This is a genomic window from Desemzia sp. C1, assembly GCF_020882875.1.
Taxonomy (GTDB): Bacteria; Bacillota; Bacilli; order Lactobacillales; family Carnobacteriaceae; genus Desemzia; species Desemzia incerta.
The window spans coordinates 2,437,252-2,455,167 of sequence record NZ_JAJIZP010000003.1 but is presented as its reverse complement, the minus strand read 5'-3'; the positions used below and the strand labels follow the sequence as shown (position 1 = coordinate 2,455,167).

Below are 17,916 nucleotides of genomic sequence, written 5' to 3'. Positions count from 1 at the left end.
CCTGTATTTAATTACAGGAGTTTTTTGTTATAATAATTGTAACGAAAGGAGATGAAGTATTGGAAGTTGTTACATTTTGTATATTTTATTTAATAGGACTGATTTTTGTGAAATTTATAAATAAAATTAACTCACAAGTAAATAATCATTCAAACTATAAAAAAGGAATCATTCTATTAGTAATGTTTAGTACTTCGACGCAAATACTAATTATATTTTGTCTTTTAGTTCCTTCATTGTCTCTACCTAATAATATTGCGGTTTATATCTTAATATCTATAATAGGAATCGTTTTTTCTTTATATACATACTATGAATATAAAAATACGATCGCAGAAGATTATGAAGAACTGAAAATTCCTGACAGAAATCAAAAAAATCATCTAGATATTATAACTAATTATGGTGACGGAATAATAAAGGAAAAAGATTTTTTGTGTAGTGTAGAAGCAATAAAAGAAGATGAGTATAAAGCACTAAAAAATATATCAGCTTCTGAATTGAGAAAGATAATAAAGAATTGCAATTTGATTATCAGTCAAATTACAAGTAAAGATGTCGAATTTTTAGTCGCAATAATTTCTGCTGTTTACATACCTTATATCTTGGAAAACATATTCAATATGATTCAAGTTACAGATAAGAATATTTTTATTTATAAAGTTATAATTTATGGATTACTATTGCTAGGAATTACAAAAATATACTTTGGAAGAATTAAGTCTGATAGTAATAGAAACAAAAATTTGACGGAATTAATTTATTATTGCGAAGAAGTTTTGATCAAGATAAAAGAGACCAGCTAAGGGTCTTTTTTTATACATAAAATTACAAAACAAACACTTGTGTGTGGAGGTGGTGAACATGAAAGTTGGATAAACGCGAACAGGCCGAGTAGATTACCTGCTTAGGATGAAATACAAAGATATTGCAGAAAAATATGAAGTATTCATCAATACAGTCAGATCTTGGAAGCAAAGAAACGGCTGGTCTCGAGACGGAACTGAAAATGGTGCACCCAAAAAAATCGGTACGCAAAAGGGAATAAAGGCGGTGGCGCTCCAAAAGGAAATAAGAATGATGTTACCCACGGACTCTTTGCTAAAAGGTTGCCTGAAGAAGCACAAGAGATTATGGAAGTCATTCAAGATAGAAATCAAGCAGATATGATTTGGGATTTAATTATGTTCCAGTACACCGCCATCATAAGAGCGCAGAAGATTATGTTTATCACAAATGAGCATGATATGACGAAAGAAAGCAAAAAGAATCGTATGGTGAAGGTAGAGGTTCTGAGGAATGGGAAATCCAATTCGCTTGGGATAAGCAAGTCGCTTTTATGAATGCACAATCTAGAACGATGAGTGAATTGCGTTCTCTTATCAAGCAGTTTATTTCTTTTGCTGATGAACGTAGGTTGAAATTAGAGCAAATGCAAACTGGATTAGAGTTAACTAAAGCTCAATTGCACAGAGTTAAAGCTGAAAACGGCGACTTCGATGATGAAATACTCGAAGATGATGGATTCACGAGTACTATTAATGGAATGGTCACAAATAAAGAGGTGTGGCCAGATGAAGATTAGATTTAAGAGGAAATGCGCAACGTTTATCTTCAGTCCTTTTTCAGTCAAACAGCTGCAGGTTTTAAGTTGGTGGGAGCATCCAAAGCATAAAGAGAAAGATGCAATCATATGTGATGGTTCTGTTCGTGCAGGTAAAACATTGATCAAGTCGTTATCCTATATTATCTGGTCCATGCAATCATTTGATGGTCAACAATTCGGGATAACAGGTAAGACGATTGGATCCCTAAGACGTAACGTCATCAATTTACTCAAAACGATTCTCCTCTTTAGAGGGTACAAAGTTAAGGACTTACGAAGCGACAACATTCTTGAAATCACTAAAAACGGTAAAACAAACCACTACTTCTTATTCGGTGGGAAAGATGAATCCTCAAAGGTGAAGATGGTGCAGCTGCTGAATGGCTCACGAAGACATTCGATGAGTCACAAGATCCAGTTGTTATCTAAATCCATCGAGGATAACGTCCATAAAGTCACATATGTACCAAACATGAATGATGAGAACTTTGCGGGAAACATCTCAGGTGAAGCAATGAAATACAAATTATTTGGACTGTTGCAGCTGATGTCTATCAAGTCTCGTTATATGACTAAAGGGCTGCGCCAACGTCTTCAATTAATGGCTAACATGAGGAATGTCAAAAGAAACAACATCGATGTGAGTGGGGCAAAGATTAAAATCAAGCCTAACTTACCAATCAACACTAGCGACATCATTGATTAAATCGTTAAAGCAGTTCGACATGTTGCCTTTAGAAACACTTCTAGCTTGGTTGCCGGATATTGATGATTCAGGGGGAAGAAATCAAGAAGCTCATTGAACAGAAGAAAAAGAATATTGAGTTAGCGAATCAACTAGGTGGTCAAGGTGCAAGCCATGAGAACTTAGATGACCCACCAGACGAGGAGGATGAAGATGAAGTACCAGAAAAAGAAAAAGTCACTCATTGATGCGATTCAAATCCAGAAAGAACCCATGAAGGATACTTTACTATTTGTTGGTGATGATTCTTTACCTGAAAAAGAATTGGTTGATTTGGCTAATAGCATTGAGTTCAAAGGTGTGTATGTACAAACAATAATGGACCCAGAAAAAGCATCCATCGGTGACTATATTATCAAAGAAAATAATAGTTATTCTGTTATGAGTGGTCCTTTATTCGAATCAGTGTATGAGGCGGTGCCAGAATAATCTTTGTGGCGATTAAAAAGAACGGAAAAGATGGAAATTGCATCGTTTAAGGTAGAAGGGCATGCAGGTTTTGCTCCTTCTGATCGTGACATTGTCTGTGCAGCTGTTTCCAGTCTAGTTATTGGAACTGTCAACGTATTGCGTCAATTAACCGATGCTGAGTTTGATGCAGAAGTGGATGATGATGTTGTTGAGTGACTATTCATAAATCTACTGCTTATAGCAATATCCTGTTGCGTTCAATGTGTATGTCGTTGGAAGGAATACAAGAAAAGTATCCGGATAACTTAGTAATAAATCGTATTTAACAAAACCTCCGTTTCTTTTTATATCTTTTAAAGGTATAATTTAGAAAAAAAGGAGTGAAGTTTTATGGTGAAAGTTCCTGTAAATATGTTTAATGATAGTAGTGATTACGAAGCTGAAAGAGAATGGTTTGGCACTGTGCAATTGAGATCAAGAAAATTTATTTGTGCCAACTGTAGTTCAAATGTTGCTTCTGACGAAGGATATGTAAGAGAATACATTAGTGAATACAGCGACGACATAGCTCCAAATAGTTCAATGGAGTATGGTATATATCTATGTCCTCATTGTGATTTCCCTACCTATTTCAATGAAGAAAATAAGCAGTTTCCGATGCCGAGTTTCGGAAAAGAAATCGCTGATTTGCCTGAAGATGTAGGTTATCTTTATAATGAAGCACGGAGTTCTTTTTCTGCTGCAGCATTTACAGGGGCAGTACTACTGTCGAGAAAAGCTTTATCAAATATAGCAATCCATTTTGGTGCTGAAGATGGGAAGAGTTTTGCTTTCTATGTTGAATTTTTAGATAATAATGGTTATATTCCTAAAAATTCAAAAGCGTGGGTTGACAAAATTAGGACAACGGGCAACGATGCTACGCACAAAAAAGATGCAAAAACGAAAGAAGAAGCAGAAACAACTTTAAAGTTTTTAGAGATGCTGTTAGTAATAAATTTTGAATATTTAAAAGAAGACCTCTAACCAGGTCTTTTTATTTTACCTAGAAAAGATAGTGACTATATAGTAAAGAAGAAAAAGAAGCTACCTTACTGGAATAGACGTGCGGGTGATCAAGACATAAAGGTACACGAAGAACTAAACCGCGTTGAAACTAAAGTCATGAACGCTTATCAAAAAGCATAGAACTATTTAACAGAAAAAGGCAAAAAGATTTACAGGCGTTACCTCGCTAAATCTGGAATGTCTGAAGCTGAAGTAAAGAAAGTCATGAACATGTCCGTTGATTCAACGAACGTTGTAGAGCTGCAATCTATTGTTAAAACGGTCAAAAATGCTGGAATCAAGAAGCAAGCACAGAACTATTTGACAGGCATAGCAGTAAAAAGGCGCATCACTCGCTTAGAAGATTTAAAAGCTAAGTCTTATCTGGTATCGAAACAAGTCGCAGATGTGCAGCTCAGGCGATCCATTGATTACTACATCTATGTGATTGAAAAAACTTACAATTAAGCGAGTGCTGAAGCAATCATCGGGAAATCTGAATCAGCTTTAAAGCTGTTTGATGATGGTAAGTATCCCGCCTATGCATTTGAAGATGACAAAACGTTCATCGAGCTGTCGGATGCAAAAACAGGCAAAGTTTATCGTCGTATTGAAATAAAGAAAGATACTGTTGTTCCTGAATTCAAAGAAATGTCTACTAAGCAAGTCTGAAATGTTTTCGATACGAGATGGCAAGGATCCAACTACTCCAAACGTATTTGGGGTAATACAGACTTATTGTCCAAGAAATTAGAAGAACTCTTCACTGTCATGTAACTGAAGTCATAGAAACGTATAATACTTCTATCGTGAAATTGACAAGGATATTGATGGTAAGCCTAGTTTGAAGCTGATAGGGAGTGAGTGAGATAAGAGCAAAAAAACCGTCTCATTGAGACGGTTTTTTAAACTAGATATCAATTTTCTTGCTTAACTAATGATATAGGTACTATGTCTTCATCAGAAATCAGATAAAATTCAAATGTTTTTCCAGTATCAATATTTTTGAGGTTATATATACATTTAATATCTTTGACAGTTGGATTTAAAAACTCTGATTCATATTGTTCAGCAAAAGATATGATGTCGCGCAAAACGAAATCAGGATGAAAAATATATTTCTCCATATTTACTGAATTCTTTTCATTTCCGAATGCAAATTCAAAGAAAGCACTTCTAATATTTTGAGTAGTACTCACGTTATCTATATTAAAGATATTGTAGTTTTTGTTATATCCCCACATACCATCAAAACTTAAAGTATAATTTCTATAGTGCTCATCAGTTTTTATAAAAGAACCTATATAGAAATTATTGTTAATTTTAAATATTAAATTAAAATCTTTGTCTGTATAGGGATTAATAACACTGTTGACGAGATGTTCAGTTAAAATCATTCTAGTATAATCCATTTCTTTACCTCACTTAATTTATTTTTATATAAATCTCAGTTGGTAGATTGGTCGATTTATATAGACTAATTATAATTTAAAATTGCACAACAATCAACATGTTGTTGATAACGGGTTTTATTAAACGAAAACAAATACTACATATTGTGTTTTTTTATTTAAGGAAATCAATTAGATTATTTTTTATAAGAATAGTTTAAAAAATTAATTAATATTTAGTTTAAACAATAAATAATTAGTCTTTCTTAGAGTAAAAATGAATATTAATTTTAAGATATAGCTCAGCACTAATAATTTATTTATATACTAAAAATGTGAATGCTAAACTAGAATCAACAATTATTGCTTGATTAGTTTCGGCACTTTTTATTCAGAAAAACACCCAGTTCGATTATACTAGAATGGTATAACTTGAATTGGAGGATGAAAGGTGAACAAAACAAAAATGAACTTATACTATGAGATACACCGATTGAATCGATTAGGATTCAATAAAAGCCAGATTGAAAGAAAGGTTGGGGTTCATAGAGATACTGTCAGGAAATACTTAACTATGGATTTTGAAGACATGGTCCAGTGGACCCACTCTCTTCAAAATAGGAAAAAAAAGTTGGACCACTATGAAACGACTATTGTGGATTGGTTAAAAGAACACCCCGACTTATCTGCAGCACAAGTGGAAGACTGGTTATTAGAAGAGTATCCCAAACTGAATATTGGATCCAGTACCGTACGGTCCTTCGTAACCGACTTGAGAGACCGGTACTCTTTACCGAAACAGAAACAAGTCCGTCAATATGAGGCTATTCCTGAAGTAGAGATGGGAGAGCAAATCCAAGTGGATTGGGGCGAGATATGGCAAGAAACAGTGACTAATGAAAAAGTAAAGTTATACTTTATCTGTTTTGTGTTGGGTCATAGCCGCTACAAATATGTAGAGTGGTTAGATCGTCCATTTAAAACAACCGATGCGATCCGTTGTCATGAACAAGCTTTTCGTTTTTTTGGCGGTATAACAAAAGAAATTATGTATGATCAAGACAACATCATTGCCGTCCATGAAAATGCTGGCGATCTGTTATTAACGCATGAATTTAAGTCATACCAACAAACCCGTGGGTTTGAAGTTTACTTATGCCGAGCAGCGGATCCTGAAACAAAAGGAAAAATTGAGCGTGTAGTCGGTTATGTAAAAACGAACTTCGCAAAAAATAGACGGTACAACGGACTGGATGATTGGAACGAGAAATGTCGGGCATGGTTAGACCGAACAGGAAATCACAAAGTGCATGGAACGACAAAAAAGAGACCCGATTCAGTGTTCCTTCTGGAAAAAGCACACTTGAAACCAGTCTCTCCTCTTAAAAGCAAAGAAATTTCTTTTGATGCCAGTATAACAGCAAAAATCGGGAAAGACAATACGATTCGCTTCAAAGGAAATCGTTATTCAGTTCCTCTAGGAACCTATCAAACCGTTGGTTCTAATGAAGTTATCTTGAGTGTTCATGACCAAGAATTAGTGATTTTAAATGACCTTAGTGGAGAAGAAATTACTAGACACTCGATTTCGTTGGAGAAAGGGAAATTGATTAAGAAAAGGAACCATGGAAGAGATCGTTCAAAGACCATCAAAAAGTATCGAGAAGCTATGATTCATTTATTTGAGGATGAGCAAAGAGCCGCTTTTTTTATTGACAAAGTCATTGCCAGTCATAAGAGATACGCTCGAGACCAGTTTCTTGTCTTGGAAAAAGCCATTCAAGACTTTCCTGAAGTACGAGAAACCACTTTAGAAAAATGTATTGTAGAAAAATTATGGAGTGCGAATGACTTCCGAGATGTCGCGGCATACATAGCTAGTCAAAAACCGCCTACTATTCGCCAAACGACACTAGAAGAGCCTCTGACTTCTCTGAATCCCTCTACTCCACCTATCACAGTTTCGACTCGCTCCATTAACGAGTACACAAAACTTTTAGGAGGTGAAACAAGATGAGCACAGGTCTCGAACCTCTTCAGCTAGCCTTTAAGCAACTTCGTTTAGCTGAAGTATCGCTAGAGCTTCCCACTCTTATGCGAGAAGCAGAACAACAGTCTTGGACGTACCATGAATTTTTAGATCATCTACTTACTTTTGAATTGACTAAACGCGAAGAGAAAAACAAAGTAAAGCGATTAAAATGGGCTAAATTCCCTTATCATAAAACACTTGAGGCTTATGAATTAAGTGAACAAACAAGCCTCACAGAGCGCCAAATGAAACAGCTAAAAGAAATGAATTGGCTTGAACAGCAATATAACCTTATCCTGCTTGGTCCCCCTGGTGTAGGAAAAACGCATTTGGCAATAGGAATGGGATTAGAAGCTATTGAAAAAGGATATCAAGTGATGTTTCTCCCAATGGGAGAACTGATGACAATACTGAAAACAAGCGAGTATACTCGAAAATCTCAATTGGCATTAGGTCGAATTAAGAAAGCTGATTTAATTATTATTGACGATTTGATGTATATGGCTATGGATCAACGAGAAGCGAACCAATTTTTTCACTTAATCAATCACTTATATGAACGAAGTTCAATTATTCTCACTTCCAACAAAAGTCCAGATCAGTGGGGAGAACTACTGGGAGATGAGGGGATTGCGACGGCTATACTAGACCGTCTCCTTCATCGCGTAGAGGTTGTTCAAATGAATGATGAGAGTTATCGAATGAAGAACCGTCAAAGCATGTTTACGTAACAAAAAAGTGCCGAAACTTATCAAGCAGAATGTGTGGAAAATTAATTAGCATAAATTGCCGATTTCTACTTGACGTCAACAAAAAATACGATACCACTATTTTTAGCAGGCTTTTTTGCATCGTAAGAGTATTTAGGTATAAATTTTGCATGAATATAAGGTATACTGGAGAGGAGACAAAAATATGTATGAGTGAGGGATTGAATGTCATTTTGGTTTAATAAAGATTTACCTACTGAAGAACTTGCACAGCAATTATTAGGATGTTTATTGATCAAAGAAACTGAAGAAGGCGTGACTTCTGGTTGGATCGTTGAAACAGAAGCTTATTTGGGAGAAATGGATCAAGCAGCACATAGTTTTGGTTTGCGGAAAACACCTCGATTAGAGGCTATGTACCAATCGGCAGGAACGATCTATATCTACCAGATGCATACACACACCATGTTGAACATCGTCGCTAAAGAAGCAGGAAATCCTCAAGGGATTTTGATTCGTGCTTTGGAACCACACAGTGGAGTAGAGTTGATGGAAGCAAGGCGAAACATGTCAGGTCTCGGTGTGACGAATGGTCCTGGAAAGCTGACTAAAGCCATGGGAATCACAAGAGAGGACTATGGAACGTCTATTTCTGAACCACCTTTGTATTTGTCTTCTGACCAAAGACGCATACCAAAAAACATTATTGCCAGCCCAAGAATAGGCATCCCGAATAAAGGGAAGTGGACAGATGAGCCGCTTCGCTTTACAGTAGGTGGAAATCCTTATGTTTCCAGAAAAAAAGGAACAGTCGATCTTGATCTAGGATGGCAGTAATCCAACTTTAAAACAAACAAAAAGAGTGAAAGAGGGGATAAATAAATGAATACAGATATCGTTGAATACTTAATAGAGAACCTTGAGAAAACTGAAGCGCCCTTTGATTGGGAAGTAAATTGGAACAAAAGACAACACGTCATCGAATTGTTTGTAACGATTTATGCAGAAACTTCAGAAGATATGGTTATCGAAGACGTTGAAGGAACTGTCAATGAAGAGGAAGGCATTCAATTTGAAGATGCGATTTGTTTTTACGATCCAGAAAAATCTAAAATATTGTTGGATGACTATCTTAAAGCTTTTCCATTTTCAATCAAAAAAGGAATCGAACAAGGCTATTTGGACGCGGTCTTAAAAATCTTGCGTTTAGTGGTCAGTGAAGGACAAACCAATTTAAATGAATTCGCGCAAAATCCAGAAATCGAAACGTTTGAATTGAACTGGCAAGAAAATAACTTCGATCAAACGATCGCAACATTGAAAGATACAAATCGTTACGAAACCAAAACGCTTCCTTATCCGAAGTTTTAATGCAAACATCTATTAGACAGGAGTCAATCGATTATGAAATGGACTGAAGTAAGTGTACACACTTCAAATGAAGCTATCGAAGCTGTTTCGAATATTTTTATTGAAGCAGGTTCAGGCGGTGTAGCTATTGAAAATGTACAAGATTTTTTATCAACACCAGATGACGGGTTTGGAGAAATCCGTATTTTAGAAAATCAAGATTACGTTTCGGAAGGGTCTTTAGTAAAAGCCTATTTCCCTGAAACGAAAAACTTGATGGAATTGATTCCCGAGATCAAGCAACGCATCTTAGCCTTGGAATCGTATGGATTATCTATTGGACCTAATACATTCAGCATTGAAGATGTCCAAGAAGAAAATTGGGCTTCTGCGTGGAAAAAATACTATCACCCGCAGCAAATCACTCGTTACTTGACAGTGGCGCCACAGTGGGAAGAATACGAACCAAAATTGGATGGGGAAATCGTTATTCGACTAGATCCAGGTTTGGCATTTGGTACAGGGACGCATGCGACAACTCGTTTATCTTTACAAGGACTCGAAACGTATATCAGAGGCGGAGAAACAATCTTAGATGTGGGAACAGGTTCAGGTGTGTTAAGCATCGCCAGCAGCGCTTTAGGAGCTGGAGAAATTCATGCTTTTGACTTGGACGAAGTAGCAGTCAGATCGGCTAAAGAAAACGTAAAAATGAACGCTTACGCTCAGAATGTTTCTGTTTCTGCGAATGATTTGCTGAAAGGGATCAAGATCCCAGCAGATATTGTAGTGGCGAATATTTTAGCGGAAATCATTGTGCCTTTAATTCCAGATGCTTGGAGACTGCTGAAACCAAATGGCATCTTTATTACTTCAGGAATCATCGAAGCGAAGAAAGAATTGATTTTAAGTGAGCTGGAAACACAAGGCTTTACGATCTTGCAAGTTCTTCAAATGAAAGACTGGTTTGCGATCGTCGCTCAAAAAGTGGAGGAGGACTAGATCGTGCAACGCTATTTTTTGGCTGAATCTTTAGAGGACTACCGCTCAGCGGAGATTGTTCTCGAAGGTGAACAGTTCCATCACATGATTCGAGTCATGCGAATGGAAGAGGATGATGAAGTTATACTGGTCTTGCCGGACCAAACGGCTTTTAAAGCAGCAATCATTGCTGTGTCAAAAGATGAAGTTCATTTGAAATGGACGGCAGATGAGGACCAAAGTAAAGAATTGCCTGTAGACGTAACAATCGCCAGCGGTCTGCCTAAAGGGGATAAACTAGAATGGATCGTTCAAAAGGGAACAGAATTGGGTGCGCACGCTTTCTTACCTTTTAAATCAGATTTTACGATCGTGAAGTGGGACGCAAAAAAAGCTGCAAAAAAACAAGAGCGTTTGAGCAAAATCGCCCAAGAAGCTGCTGAACAAGCTCATCGGACAAAGGTGCCAGAAGTACATTCCATCGCAACTTTTAAAGAATTGCTTCAACAAAGCGGTACGTATGATTACTGTATCGTAGCATATGAAGAGAATGCTAAAAATGGAGAAATGCAGAATTTTCGTTCTGTATTGAACCAACTCCAACCTGGTCAGTCTGTTTTGATTGTGTTTGGACCTGAAGGCGGTTTGTCGCCAAAAGAAATTCAATTGCTGGAAGAACAACGTTTTGTAGTGTGTTCTTTAGGGCCGCGTATTTTACGTACGGAAACGGCTCCATTGTACGCGTTGTCGGTTATTTCTTACATTACAGAATTAAATTAATGATAAAATGTGTTTTTTTAACCGTTGAAGTAAGGTATACTATTAATGGAATATGATGAAAAGAGGGATGTATTGTGATAAACGATTTAAACAAATATGTTGACCATACATTATTAAAAGCGGATGCGACTGAAGAGCAAATCAAAGTATTGTGTGAAGAAGCAGCAGCTCATCATTTTATGTCAGTATGCGTTAACCCTACATGGGTCAAAAAAGCAGCGGCATACTTAACAGGATCAGATGTAGCAGTATGTACAGTAATCGGCTTTCCTTTAGGAACAACAACTCCTGAAGTTAAAGCATTTGAAGCAAAAAATGCTATTCAAAACGGTGCAACAGAAGTAGATATGGTTATCAATATCGGTGCGTTGAAAGATAAAGACGACGAGACTGTAGAACGCGATATCGAAGGCGTTGTAAAAGCTGCTGAAGGCAAAGCGTTGACAAAAGTAATCATTGAAACAAGTTTATTGACTGATGAAGAAAAAATCAGAGCATGTGAAATCGCGAAAAAAGCTGGAGCAGATTTCGTTAAAACGTCTACTGGATTCTCAACTGGCGGTGCAACAGTAGAAGACATCAAATTGATGCGCAGTGCTGTTGGTCCTGAACTAGGAGTGAAAGCAAGCGGCGGCGTTCGTACCACTGAAGATGCTGAAGCTTTCATCGAAGCAGGAGCAACTCGTTTAGGTTCTTCTAACGGAATTGCTTTGCTTGGAAAATCTTCTGATCAAGCAGACAGTTCTTCAAGCTATTGAAATAGAAATACGTAAAGAGTATAATTAATCTAAGATTAGACAGTTGGATAGCACTCGCTTCGAGTGCTATTTTTATACACCTAGTTAAATTAAAGAGAAGGTGACAAAATGCCTAAAAATAAAGAGTATACCGCCAAAGAAGTTATTGCGTTAACATTGACTTATATGAATAGCAACCATGTGGCGTTTGTCAAAAAAGCAAGTGATTTTGCCGAAAGAGCTCACGAAGGTCAATTTCGTAAATCTGGCGAACCGTACTTTACACATCCGATTCAAGTTGCAGGCATTCTGGCAGAATTGAAAATGGATCCGGTAACTGTAGCAACAGGATTCTTGCATGATGTAGTAGAAGATACTGATTTTACATTTGATGATATCGCGAATGAGTTTTCTCAAGAAGTCGCTGAATTGGTAGATGGAGTAACCAAGCTTGGGAAAATCCAATTTCAATCCTTGGAACAACACCAAGCGGAAAACCATCGTAAAATGCTGTTGGCAATGGCCAATGATTTAAGAGTGATCATGGTCAAATTGGCTGACCGTTTACACAACTTGCGTACGTTAAAATACCATCGTCCTGAAAAACAACGTCGTATCGCTAATGAGACGTTGGAAATTTATGCGCCGTTAGCTGATCGATTAGGGATCAACCGGATCAAATGGGAACTAGAAGATACTTCTTTACGCTATTTGAATCCGCAACAATATTACCGCATCGTGCATTTGATGAGCTCGAAACGCGAAGAGCGCGAAGGGTATATTGCAAATGCGATTGAAGAGATCCAGCATTCAGTAGACGATTTGAATATTGATGCTGAAATTACTGGACGTCCGAAACACATTTATTCGATCTACCGGAAAATGAGAGATCAAAAGAAACAATTCAATGAGATCTATGACTTGTTGGCTATACGGGCCATCGTAGATTCCATTAGGGATTGTTATGCTGTTTTAGGGGCGATCCACACTAGATGGAAACCAATGCCTGGAAGATTCAAAGATTATATCGCAATGCCAAAAGCTAACATGTACCAGTCGTTGCATACGACAGTCATTGGTCCTGGCGGCAATCCTGTAGAGGTTCAAATCAGAACCAAAGAAATGCACCATATTGCTGAATATGGGGTCGCAGCACACTGGGCTTATAAAGAAGGCATTACCCAAAAAGTCGAAGGACCACAAATCAACGACACAGTTCCTTGGTTTAGAGACATTATTGAATTGCAGGATGAGTCGGATGATGCCGGCGACTTCATGCAAAGTGTAAAAGACGACATCTTTAGAGATAAAGTGTATGTCTTCACACCAAAAGGCGACGTTACGGAACTTCCTTTAGGTTCAGGTCCTTTGGATTTTGCTTACAGCGTGCATACCGAAATCGGAAATAAAGCTGTAGGAGCCAAAATCAACAGCAAAATCGTTCCCTTGAATTACAAGTTAAAAACAGGGGACATTGTTGAGATTTTAACGTCGACCAATTCATACGGTCCTAGTAGAGACTGGTTGAACTTCGTTTCGACTTCAAAAGCCAGAAACAAAATCAAGAGATTCTTTAAACTGCAAGACCGTGAAGAAAACATTATTAAAGGAAAAGATTTAGTCGAAAAACAATTGCTGGAAATGAATTTTCAGCCAAAAGAATATTTGACTAAAGCGAACATGAAAATGCTTTTGGATCGATTCAACTTCAGCAGTGAAGAAGATTTATTAGCGGCTATTGGGTATGGAGAGCTGACGGCTTTAGTGGTAGCCAATCGCTTGACCGAAAAAGAACGTCGCGATCGCAAAAACGATGAGAAGTTCGCTGAAATGGATACCATTGAGCTGAAACCTAAGAAACCTGAAACTGAAAAGATGAAGATCAAGCACGAAGACGGTGTCGTCATCCAAGGAGTAGACAACTTGTTGACTCGCTTGAGTCGTTGTTGTAACCCTGTTCCTGGAGACGAGATCGTGGGCTATATTACAAAAGGTAGAGGAATCTCTATTCACCGTAAGGACTGTGCCAATGTGAACTCTTCTTCCGAGGTAGAGGATCGATTAATCGATGTGGAGTGGGAAGACACTTCTAACGCCAAAAAAGAATACAATGCGGAACTTCAAGTTGAAGGATACAACCGTACTGGTTTGTTGAATGAGATTTTACAAGTAGTGAATACACAAACGAAAAATCTCAGCAACGTCAATGGACGTATAGATAATAATAAAATGGCGACCATTACGTTAACAATCGGAATCGTCAATCTGAACCAATTGGAAAAAATCGTAGATAAGATCAAGAATATTCCAGATGTATATACCGTAAGAAGAATCACTTCTTAACAAAAACAATTGAAGCACATTTCATCAAAGCGACAGAAGAGCAAAACTTCTCTGCTTAATGGAATGTGCTTTATCTAATGAAACAAAAAAGGAGTTCATAAAGTGAGAGTAGTTATTCAACGTTCAAAAAAAGCATCCGTTTCAATCAATCAAGAAATAGTAGGAGCTATCGATCATGGCTTTGTCTTGCTGGTTGGGATAGGAGAAGAAGATACTCAAGAAGATGTAGAGTACTTAGTGCGCAAAATCAGCAAAATGAGAATTTTTGAAGATGGGGAAGGAAAAATGAACCTTTCTTTAGCTGATGTAGGAGGAGAGATCCTGTCTATCTCTCAATTTACATTGCACGCCAACACTAAAAAAGGCAACCGTCCAAGTTTTATCGAAGCTGCCAAACCGGACCGGGCTATCCCTCTGTATGATGCATTCAATCAACAACTGAGAGAACAAGGTTTTAAAGTTGAAGTCGGACAATTTGGTGCCGACATGCAAGTCTCTTTAGTGAACGACGGTCCAGTCACGATTTTGATCGACAGTAAACAGAAATAAACGAAAAAACAGTTGAGTCACTGGACTCAACTGCTTTTTGTTTTAAGGTGCAAAATATTGATTTAATGCTTGATAGATACCTTCGACTACTTGAGAACGGTATTGGTTCGTATTAACGATTTGTTGATCTCTGTCGTTGTTCAAATACCCTAATTCCAACAATACAGCAGGTTGGTAATTTTCTCTCAAGACATAATAGTCGCCTCGTCGGACACCGTTATTTGGAAGAGGGCCGTACTGACTTAAGTTTTGATTGATCAAATCAGCTAACCCTTTTTCGTCTTCATGGTAGTAATACGTTGTTGTACCGCTGATCTCATTGCGAACTTCAGTCGAATCGTAATGGATACTGATAAAGGCATCGGCATGAGCATTGTTACTAATGTATGCACGATCACGCAGCTCAATAAATTCATCGGATTCCCGTGTCAAAATGACATTTGCCCCGGCATTCCGTAAGCGGTTGGCTAATAGGATAGCTGTTGCCAAAGTGGCATCTTTTTCATCGAAAGAACTTGCTAAAGCTCCGGAGTCTTTACCGCCATGTCCGGCATCAATAACGATCGTAGCTTCGGAAATATTGGTTATGTTCGCTGTCGGTGCAGCTTTGTTGTTTGCAGACAGATCGACGACCCAATTTGCAACATAACCTTGCGAGCCATCAGCCAGTTCTATAATGTACCAGTCTCCGACAGCTTCTACAAACGCAAATGTTTCTCCTTTAGAAGCGGAATGTACTACACCTTCTTCAATAGAAGGACCGCTGCGGATATTAGTTCCGTTGGAACGAATCGTTACTTTTTGTACAGGTGCTGCAGCATTTTCTTTTGTCGCTACTGTAGAAGGAGCTTCTTGCTTAGGTTGTACACTGACTTCAATCAAATCAGAACTGACCCACGCGACTTGGCCATTGTACTGTACTTGAGTCCAGCCTTCTTGTTGGAAGAGGACTGTCAATTGAGTCCCTTCAGGTACGACACCCAATATAGCACTGTCTGTGCTGCTTTCAGCTCGCACATTCGCTTCGGTATACGTAATGGTTCCGACTGAATTGGTTGCTGCACTGATCTCGCTATTGTCGACCAACCAGCTGGCTATCCAGCCGACCTGGTCATTACTAATGCGTACTTTGTACCATTCATTTTCTTCAGAAATGACTTGTACTTTTTGATCCTGAACTACTTGAGACATAACGTCATAAGACAGTCCAGGTCCTGTACGAACGTTTACTACACTGGCATTGATCGTTACGGTACTTGTCTGAGCCATTGCAATAGTAGCGTAAGTGGTCAATAAAAGAAATAATCCCATAATAAGGAGTATCGTTGTTTTTTTAGGTTTATGTATTGTCGTGGAATCGGGCATAAAAATCACTACTTTCTCAACATATCTTATGTAAAAAAGATTATTTTTGTCATGATTAAGTATAACAATTGTTTCGACCATTAAGCAATTAAAATCTGAAAGAGAAACAGGAATTATAGAAGCAAACATGGACAAATGGAAAATAATTCCTTAAAAACCAATAATTTCGTATTAGATAAGAACATTTTCCGGCGCTTCGAATGTGTCTTGACAATTTATAAGCTTTCTAGTAATCTAGAGCTAATACAATAGATCTGAACCCGTTGAAAGAGAAAGTAATATTATTTTCCGTATTCTAAGAGAGAATTTTCGTTGGCTGAAAAAAATTCTGCGTGAAATAATGTGAAAGACACTCCTGAGGGACAGTAGTGAAAAGCTGCTGCGTCACGAGCGTTAATCGTAAAGGAAAGCTACCCAGCTTTCAAAACAAGGTGGTACCACGTGCTGACAAGTTCACTCGTCCTTATTTTGCTTATGGCAGAATAAGGACGAGTTTTTTTTGTATAAAAATGTGATTGATAAGAGGAGAGAGAACTATGGGATTCCAAAAACCAAAAGGAACAGCTGATTTATTACCAGAAAATGCAAAACAATGGCAATATGTAGAAGATACATTTAGAGCTGTATTTGCAGATTACCAATTTGAAGAAATCCGTACACCGATTTTTGAGAGCAAAGATTTATTTTCAAGAGGTGTAGGAGAAACCAGTGATATCGTTTCGAAAGAGATGTATATCTTCAAGGACAAAGGAGATAGAGAATTAGCATTACGTCCTGAAGGAACTGCACCAGTTGCTAGAGCTTTTGTTGAAAATAAATTATTCGGTCCAGAACACACTAAACCATATAAAGTTTATTATCAAGGACCAATGTTCCGTTACGAGCGTCCTCAAAGCGGAAGAATGCGCCAATTCCATCAAATGGGTGTAGAAGTGTTCGGCAGTAAAAATCCTGCAACAGATGTAGAAACAATTGCATTAGCGATGGATCTATTCCAAGAGTTGGGACTGGAAAGCTTAAAACTAGTGATCAATTCATTAGGGGATGTAGAAAGCCGTTTAGCTTATCGTGAAGCGTTGATCGCTTATTTAGAACCTCATTTTGAAGAATTGAGTGAAGATTCTAAAACTCGTCTACACAAAAATCCATTACGTGTATTAGACAGTAAAGACAAAAAAGACAAAGAGATCGTAGCGAATGCACCATCGATTTTGGACTATTTGAATGAAACGTCTAAAAAACATTTCGAAGTCGTTAAAGAAATGCTGGATGCTTTGGAGATTCCATATGTTATCGACAGCAATATGGTTCGTGGGTTAGATTACTATAACGATACTATTTTTGAAGTCATGACAGAATCTGAAGCATTTGGAAGTTTGACAACAATTTGTGCTGGTGGACGATATGATGGTTTAGTAGAAGAAGTCGGCGGACCAGCTACACCAGGTTTTGGATTCGGTATTGGAATGGAACGTTTATTAATGATCTTGGAAGCTGAAAACATTGAACTTCTTGAAGAAGAAGAGTTGGATGTATATGTGATCGGTATTGGGGAAGAAACAAACTTAGAAACATTAAAAGTTGTACAAGCCATCCGTGCTGCAGGAATGTCTGCTGACCGCGATTACTTGGACCGTAAATTGAAAGCTCAATTCAAAGCAGCCAACAAGAAAAATGCTCGTGTAGTATTGACGCTTGGTCAAAATGAGTTGGAACAAGGCGTGATCAACTTTAAAGTAATGAAAACAGGAAAAGAATCTGCTGTTGAACTAGAAGAGATCTATGACGGTGATTTTGAAAAAATCTTCAATTTAAAAGTTGCTGATATGACTGCATTTAACGAATTTTTCAAAAAAGAAGACTAAGAAC

The 17,916-nt window shown here is 37.6% G+C and carries 20 protein-coding genes, 1 pseudogene and 1 other annotated feature; of the genes and pseudogenes, 19 read left to right on the top strand and 2 right to left on the bottom strand.

The features are described 5' to 3' along the window. Window positions 1-59: 59 nt before the first annotated feature. The 9 genes and pseudogenes from LMF32_RS12305 (at window position 60) to LMF32_RS12265 (ending at window position 4,277) form a co-directional block, all read left to right on the top strand. Entirely contained in the window at window positions 60-806 is a 747-nt protein-coding gene (locus LMF32_RS12305) for a hypothetical protein (protein ID WP_230524923.1), read from the top strand. Window positions 807-912: 106 nt separating this feature from the next. Beyond that, window positions 913-996, top strand: a pseudogene (locus LMF32_RS12300) (terminase); the annotation flags it as partial. A gap of 343 nt (window positions 997-1,339) precedes the next feature. Further along, window positions 1,340-1,585: a hypothetical protein gene (locus LMF32_RS12295; protein ID WP_230524922.1), complete on the top strand. Its 246-nt coding sequence runs from the start codon at window positions 1,340-1,342 to the stop codon at window positions 1,583-1,585. Beyond that, entirely contained in the window at window positions 1,575-2,312 is a 738-nt protein-coding gene (locus LMF32_RS12290; RefSeq protein ID WP_230524921.1) for a phage portal protein, read from the top strand. Before LMF32_RS12295 ends, LMF32_RS12290 begins: the two co-directional genes overlap by 11 nt. A 59-nt stretch (window positions 2,313-2,371) precedes the next feature. Further along, window positions 2,372-2,539, top strand: coding sequence for a hypothetical protein (locus tag LMF32_RS12285; protein WP_230524920.1), 168 nt, complete (start codon window positions 2,372-2,374; stop codon window positions 2,537-2,539). Continuing rightward, entirely contained in the window at window positions 2,505-2,780 is a 276-nt protein-coding gene (locus LMF32_RS12280) for a hypothetical protein (RefSeq protein WP_230524919.1), read from the top strand. The genes LMF32_RS12285 and LMF32_RS12280 overlap by 35 nt, the downstream gene beginning before the upstream one ends. A gap of 3 nt (window positions 2,781-2,783) precedes the next feature. Further along, on the top strand, window positions 2,784-2,978 hold the full coding sequence (locus tag LMF32_RS12275; protein ID WP_278046303.1) for a ribosomal-processing cysteine protease Prp: 195 nt from the start codon (window positions 2,784-2,786) through the stop codon (window positions 2,976-2,978). A gap of 174 nt (window positions 2,979-3,152) precedes the next feature. Beyond that, complete coding sequence (locus LMF32_RS12270) at window positions 3,153-3,788, top strand: DUF4145 domain-containing protein (RefSeq protein WP_230524917.1); 636 nt, start codon at window positions 3,153-3,155, stop codon at window positions 3,786-3,788. Window positions 3,789-4,040: 252 nt separating this feature from the next. After that, complete coding sequence (locus LMF32_RS12265; RefSeq protein ID WP_230524916.1) at window positions 4,041-4,277, top strand: hypothetical protein; 237 nt, start codon at window positions 4,041-4,043, stop codon at window positions 4,275-4,277. 449 nt (window positions 4,278-4,726) lie between these two features. Here the strand turns inward: LMF32_RS12265 and LMF32_RS12260 are convergent, their stop codons facing one another. Then, complete coding sequence (locus tag LMF32_RS12260; protein ID WP_230524915.1) at window positions 4,727-5,221, bottom strand: hypothetical protein; 495 nt, start codon at window positions 5,219-5,221, stop codon at window positions 4,727-4,729. Window positions 5,222-5,666: 445 nt separating this feature from the next. Between LMF32_RS12260 and istA the strand changes: the two genes are divergently transcribed. From istA to dtd, 9 genes are all read left to right on the top strand, one after another. Then, on the top strand, window positions 5,667-7,217 hold the full coding sequence (gene istA / locus LMF32_RS12255; RefSeq protein WP_242597301.1) for an IS21 family transposase: 1,551 nt from the start codon (window positions 5,667-5,669) through the stop codon (window positions 7,215-7,217). Further along, on the top strand, window positions 7,214-7,963 hold the full coding sequence (gene istB, locus LMF32_RS12250) for an IS21-like element helper ATPase IstB (protein ID WP_230523475.1): 750 nt from the start codon (window positions 7,214-7,216) through the stop codon (window positions 7,961-7,963). The genes istA and istB overlap by 4 nt, the downstream gene beginning before the upstream one ends. Window positions 7,964-8,167: 204 nt before the next feature. Further along, window positions 8,168-8,779, top strand: a complete 612-nt coding sequence (locus LMF32_RS12245) for a DNA-3-methyladenine glycosylase (RefSeq protein WP_230524914.1) — start codon at window positions 8,168-8,170, stop codon at window positions 8,777-8,779. 45 nt (window positions 8,780-8,824) lie between these two features. Continuing rightward, window positions 8,825-9,313 carry a DUF3013 family protein gene (locus LMF32_RS12240; RefSeq protein WP_092479956.1) on the top strand — a complete coding sequence of 163 codons (489 nt, stop codon included), beginning with the start codon at window positions 8,825-8,827 and terminating at the stop codon, window positions 9,311-9,313. A 33-nt stretch (window positions 9,314-9,346) separates the two neighbouring features. Next, entirely contained in the window at window positions 9,347-10,294 is a 948-nt protein-coding gene (prmA, locus tag LMF32_RS12235) for a 50S ribosomal protein L11 methyltransferase (protein WP_230524913.1), read from the top strand. A gap of 3 nt (window positions 10,295-10,297) precedes the next feature. Next, the gene (locus LMF32_RS12230; protein ID WP_230524912.1) at window positions 10,298-11,053 is read left to right on the top strand and encodes a 16S rRNA (uracil(1498)-N(3))-methyltransferase; all 756 of its coding nucleotides are present in this window, start codon (window positions 10,298-10,300) and stop codon (window positions 11,051-11,053) included. A 74-nt stretch (window positions 11,054-11,127) separates the two neighbouring features. Continuing rightward, entirely contained in the window at window positions 11,128-11,811 is a 684-nt protein-coding gene (gene deoC, locus LMF32_RS12225; protein WP_092479959.1) for a deoxyribose-phosphate aldolase, read from the top strand. Between the two features lie 108 nt (window positions 11,812-11,919). Next, window positions 11,920-14,133: a bifunctional (p)ppGpp synthetase/guanosine-3',5'-bis(diphosphate) 3'-pyrophosphohydrolase gene (locus LMF32_RS12220; protein ID WP_230524911.1), complete on the top strand. Its 2,214-nt coding sequence runs from the start codon at window positions 11,920-11,922 to the stop codon at window positions 14,131-14,133. Window positions 14,134-14,235: 102 nt separating this feature from the next. Continuing rightward, a complete protein-coding gene (dtd, locus tag LMF32_RS12215) occupies window positions 14,236-14,682 on the top strand; it encodes a D-aminoacyl-tRNA deacylase (protein ID WP_188205241.1) in 447 nt (148 codons plus the stop codon). 42 nt (window positions 14,683-14,724) lie between these two features. Here dtd and LMF32_RS12210 read toward each other — a convergent pair whose 3' ends face one another. Beyond that, the gene (locus tag LMF32_RS12210) at window positions 14,725-15,993 is read right to left on the bottom strand and encodes an N-acetylmuramoyl-L-alanine amidase (RefSeq protein ID WP_223156155.1); all 1,269 of its coding nucleotides are present in this window, start codon (window positions 15,991-15,993) and stop codon (window positions 14,725-14,727) included. 308 nt (window positions 15,994-16,301) lie between these two features. Continuing rightward, window positions 16,302-16,515, top strand: a binding site (T-box leader). Between the two features lie 68 nt (window positions 16,516-16,583). Here LMF32_RS12210 and hisS point away from each other — a divergent pair. Next, window positions 16,584-17,912 carry a histidine--tRNA ligase gene (hisS, locus tag LMF32_RS12205; protein ID WP_188205243.1) on the top strand — a complete coding sequence of 443 codons (1,329 nt, stop codon included), beginning with the start codon at window positions 16,584-16,586 and terminating at the stop codon, window positions 17,910-17,912. The last annotated feature ends 4 nt before the right edge of the window (window positions 17,913-17,916 follow it).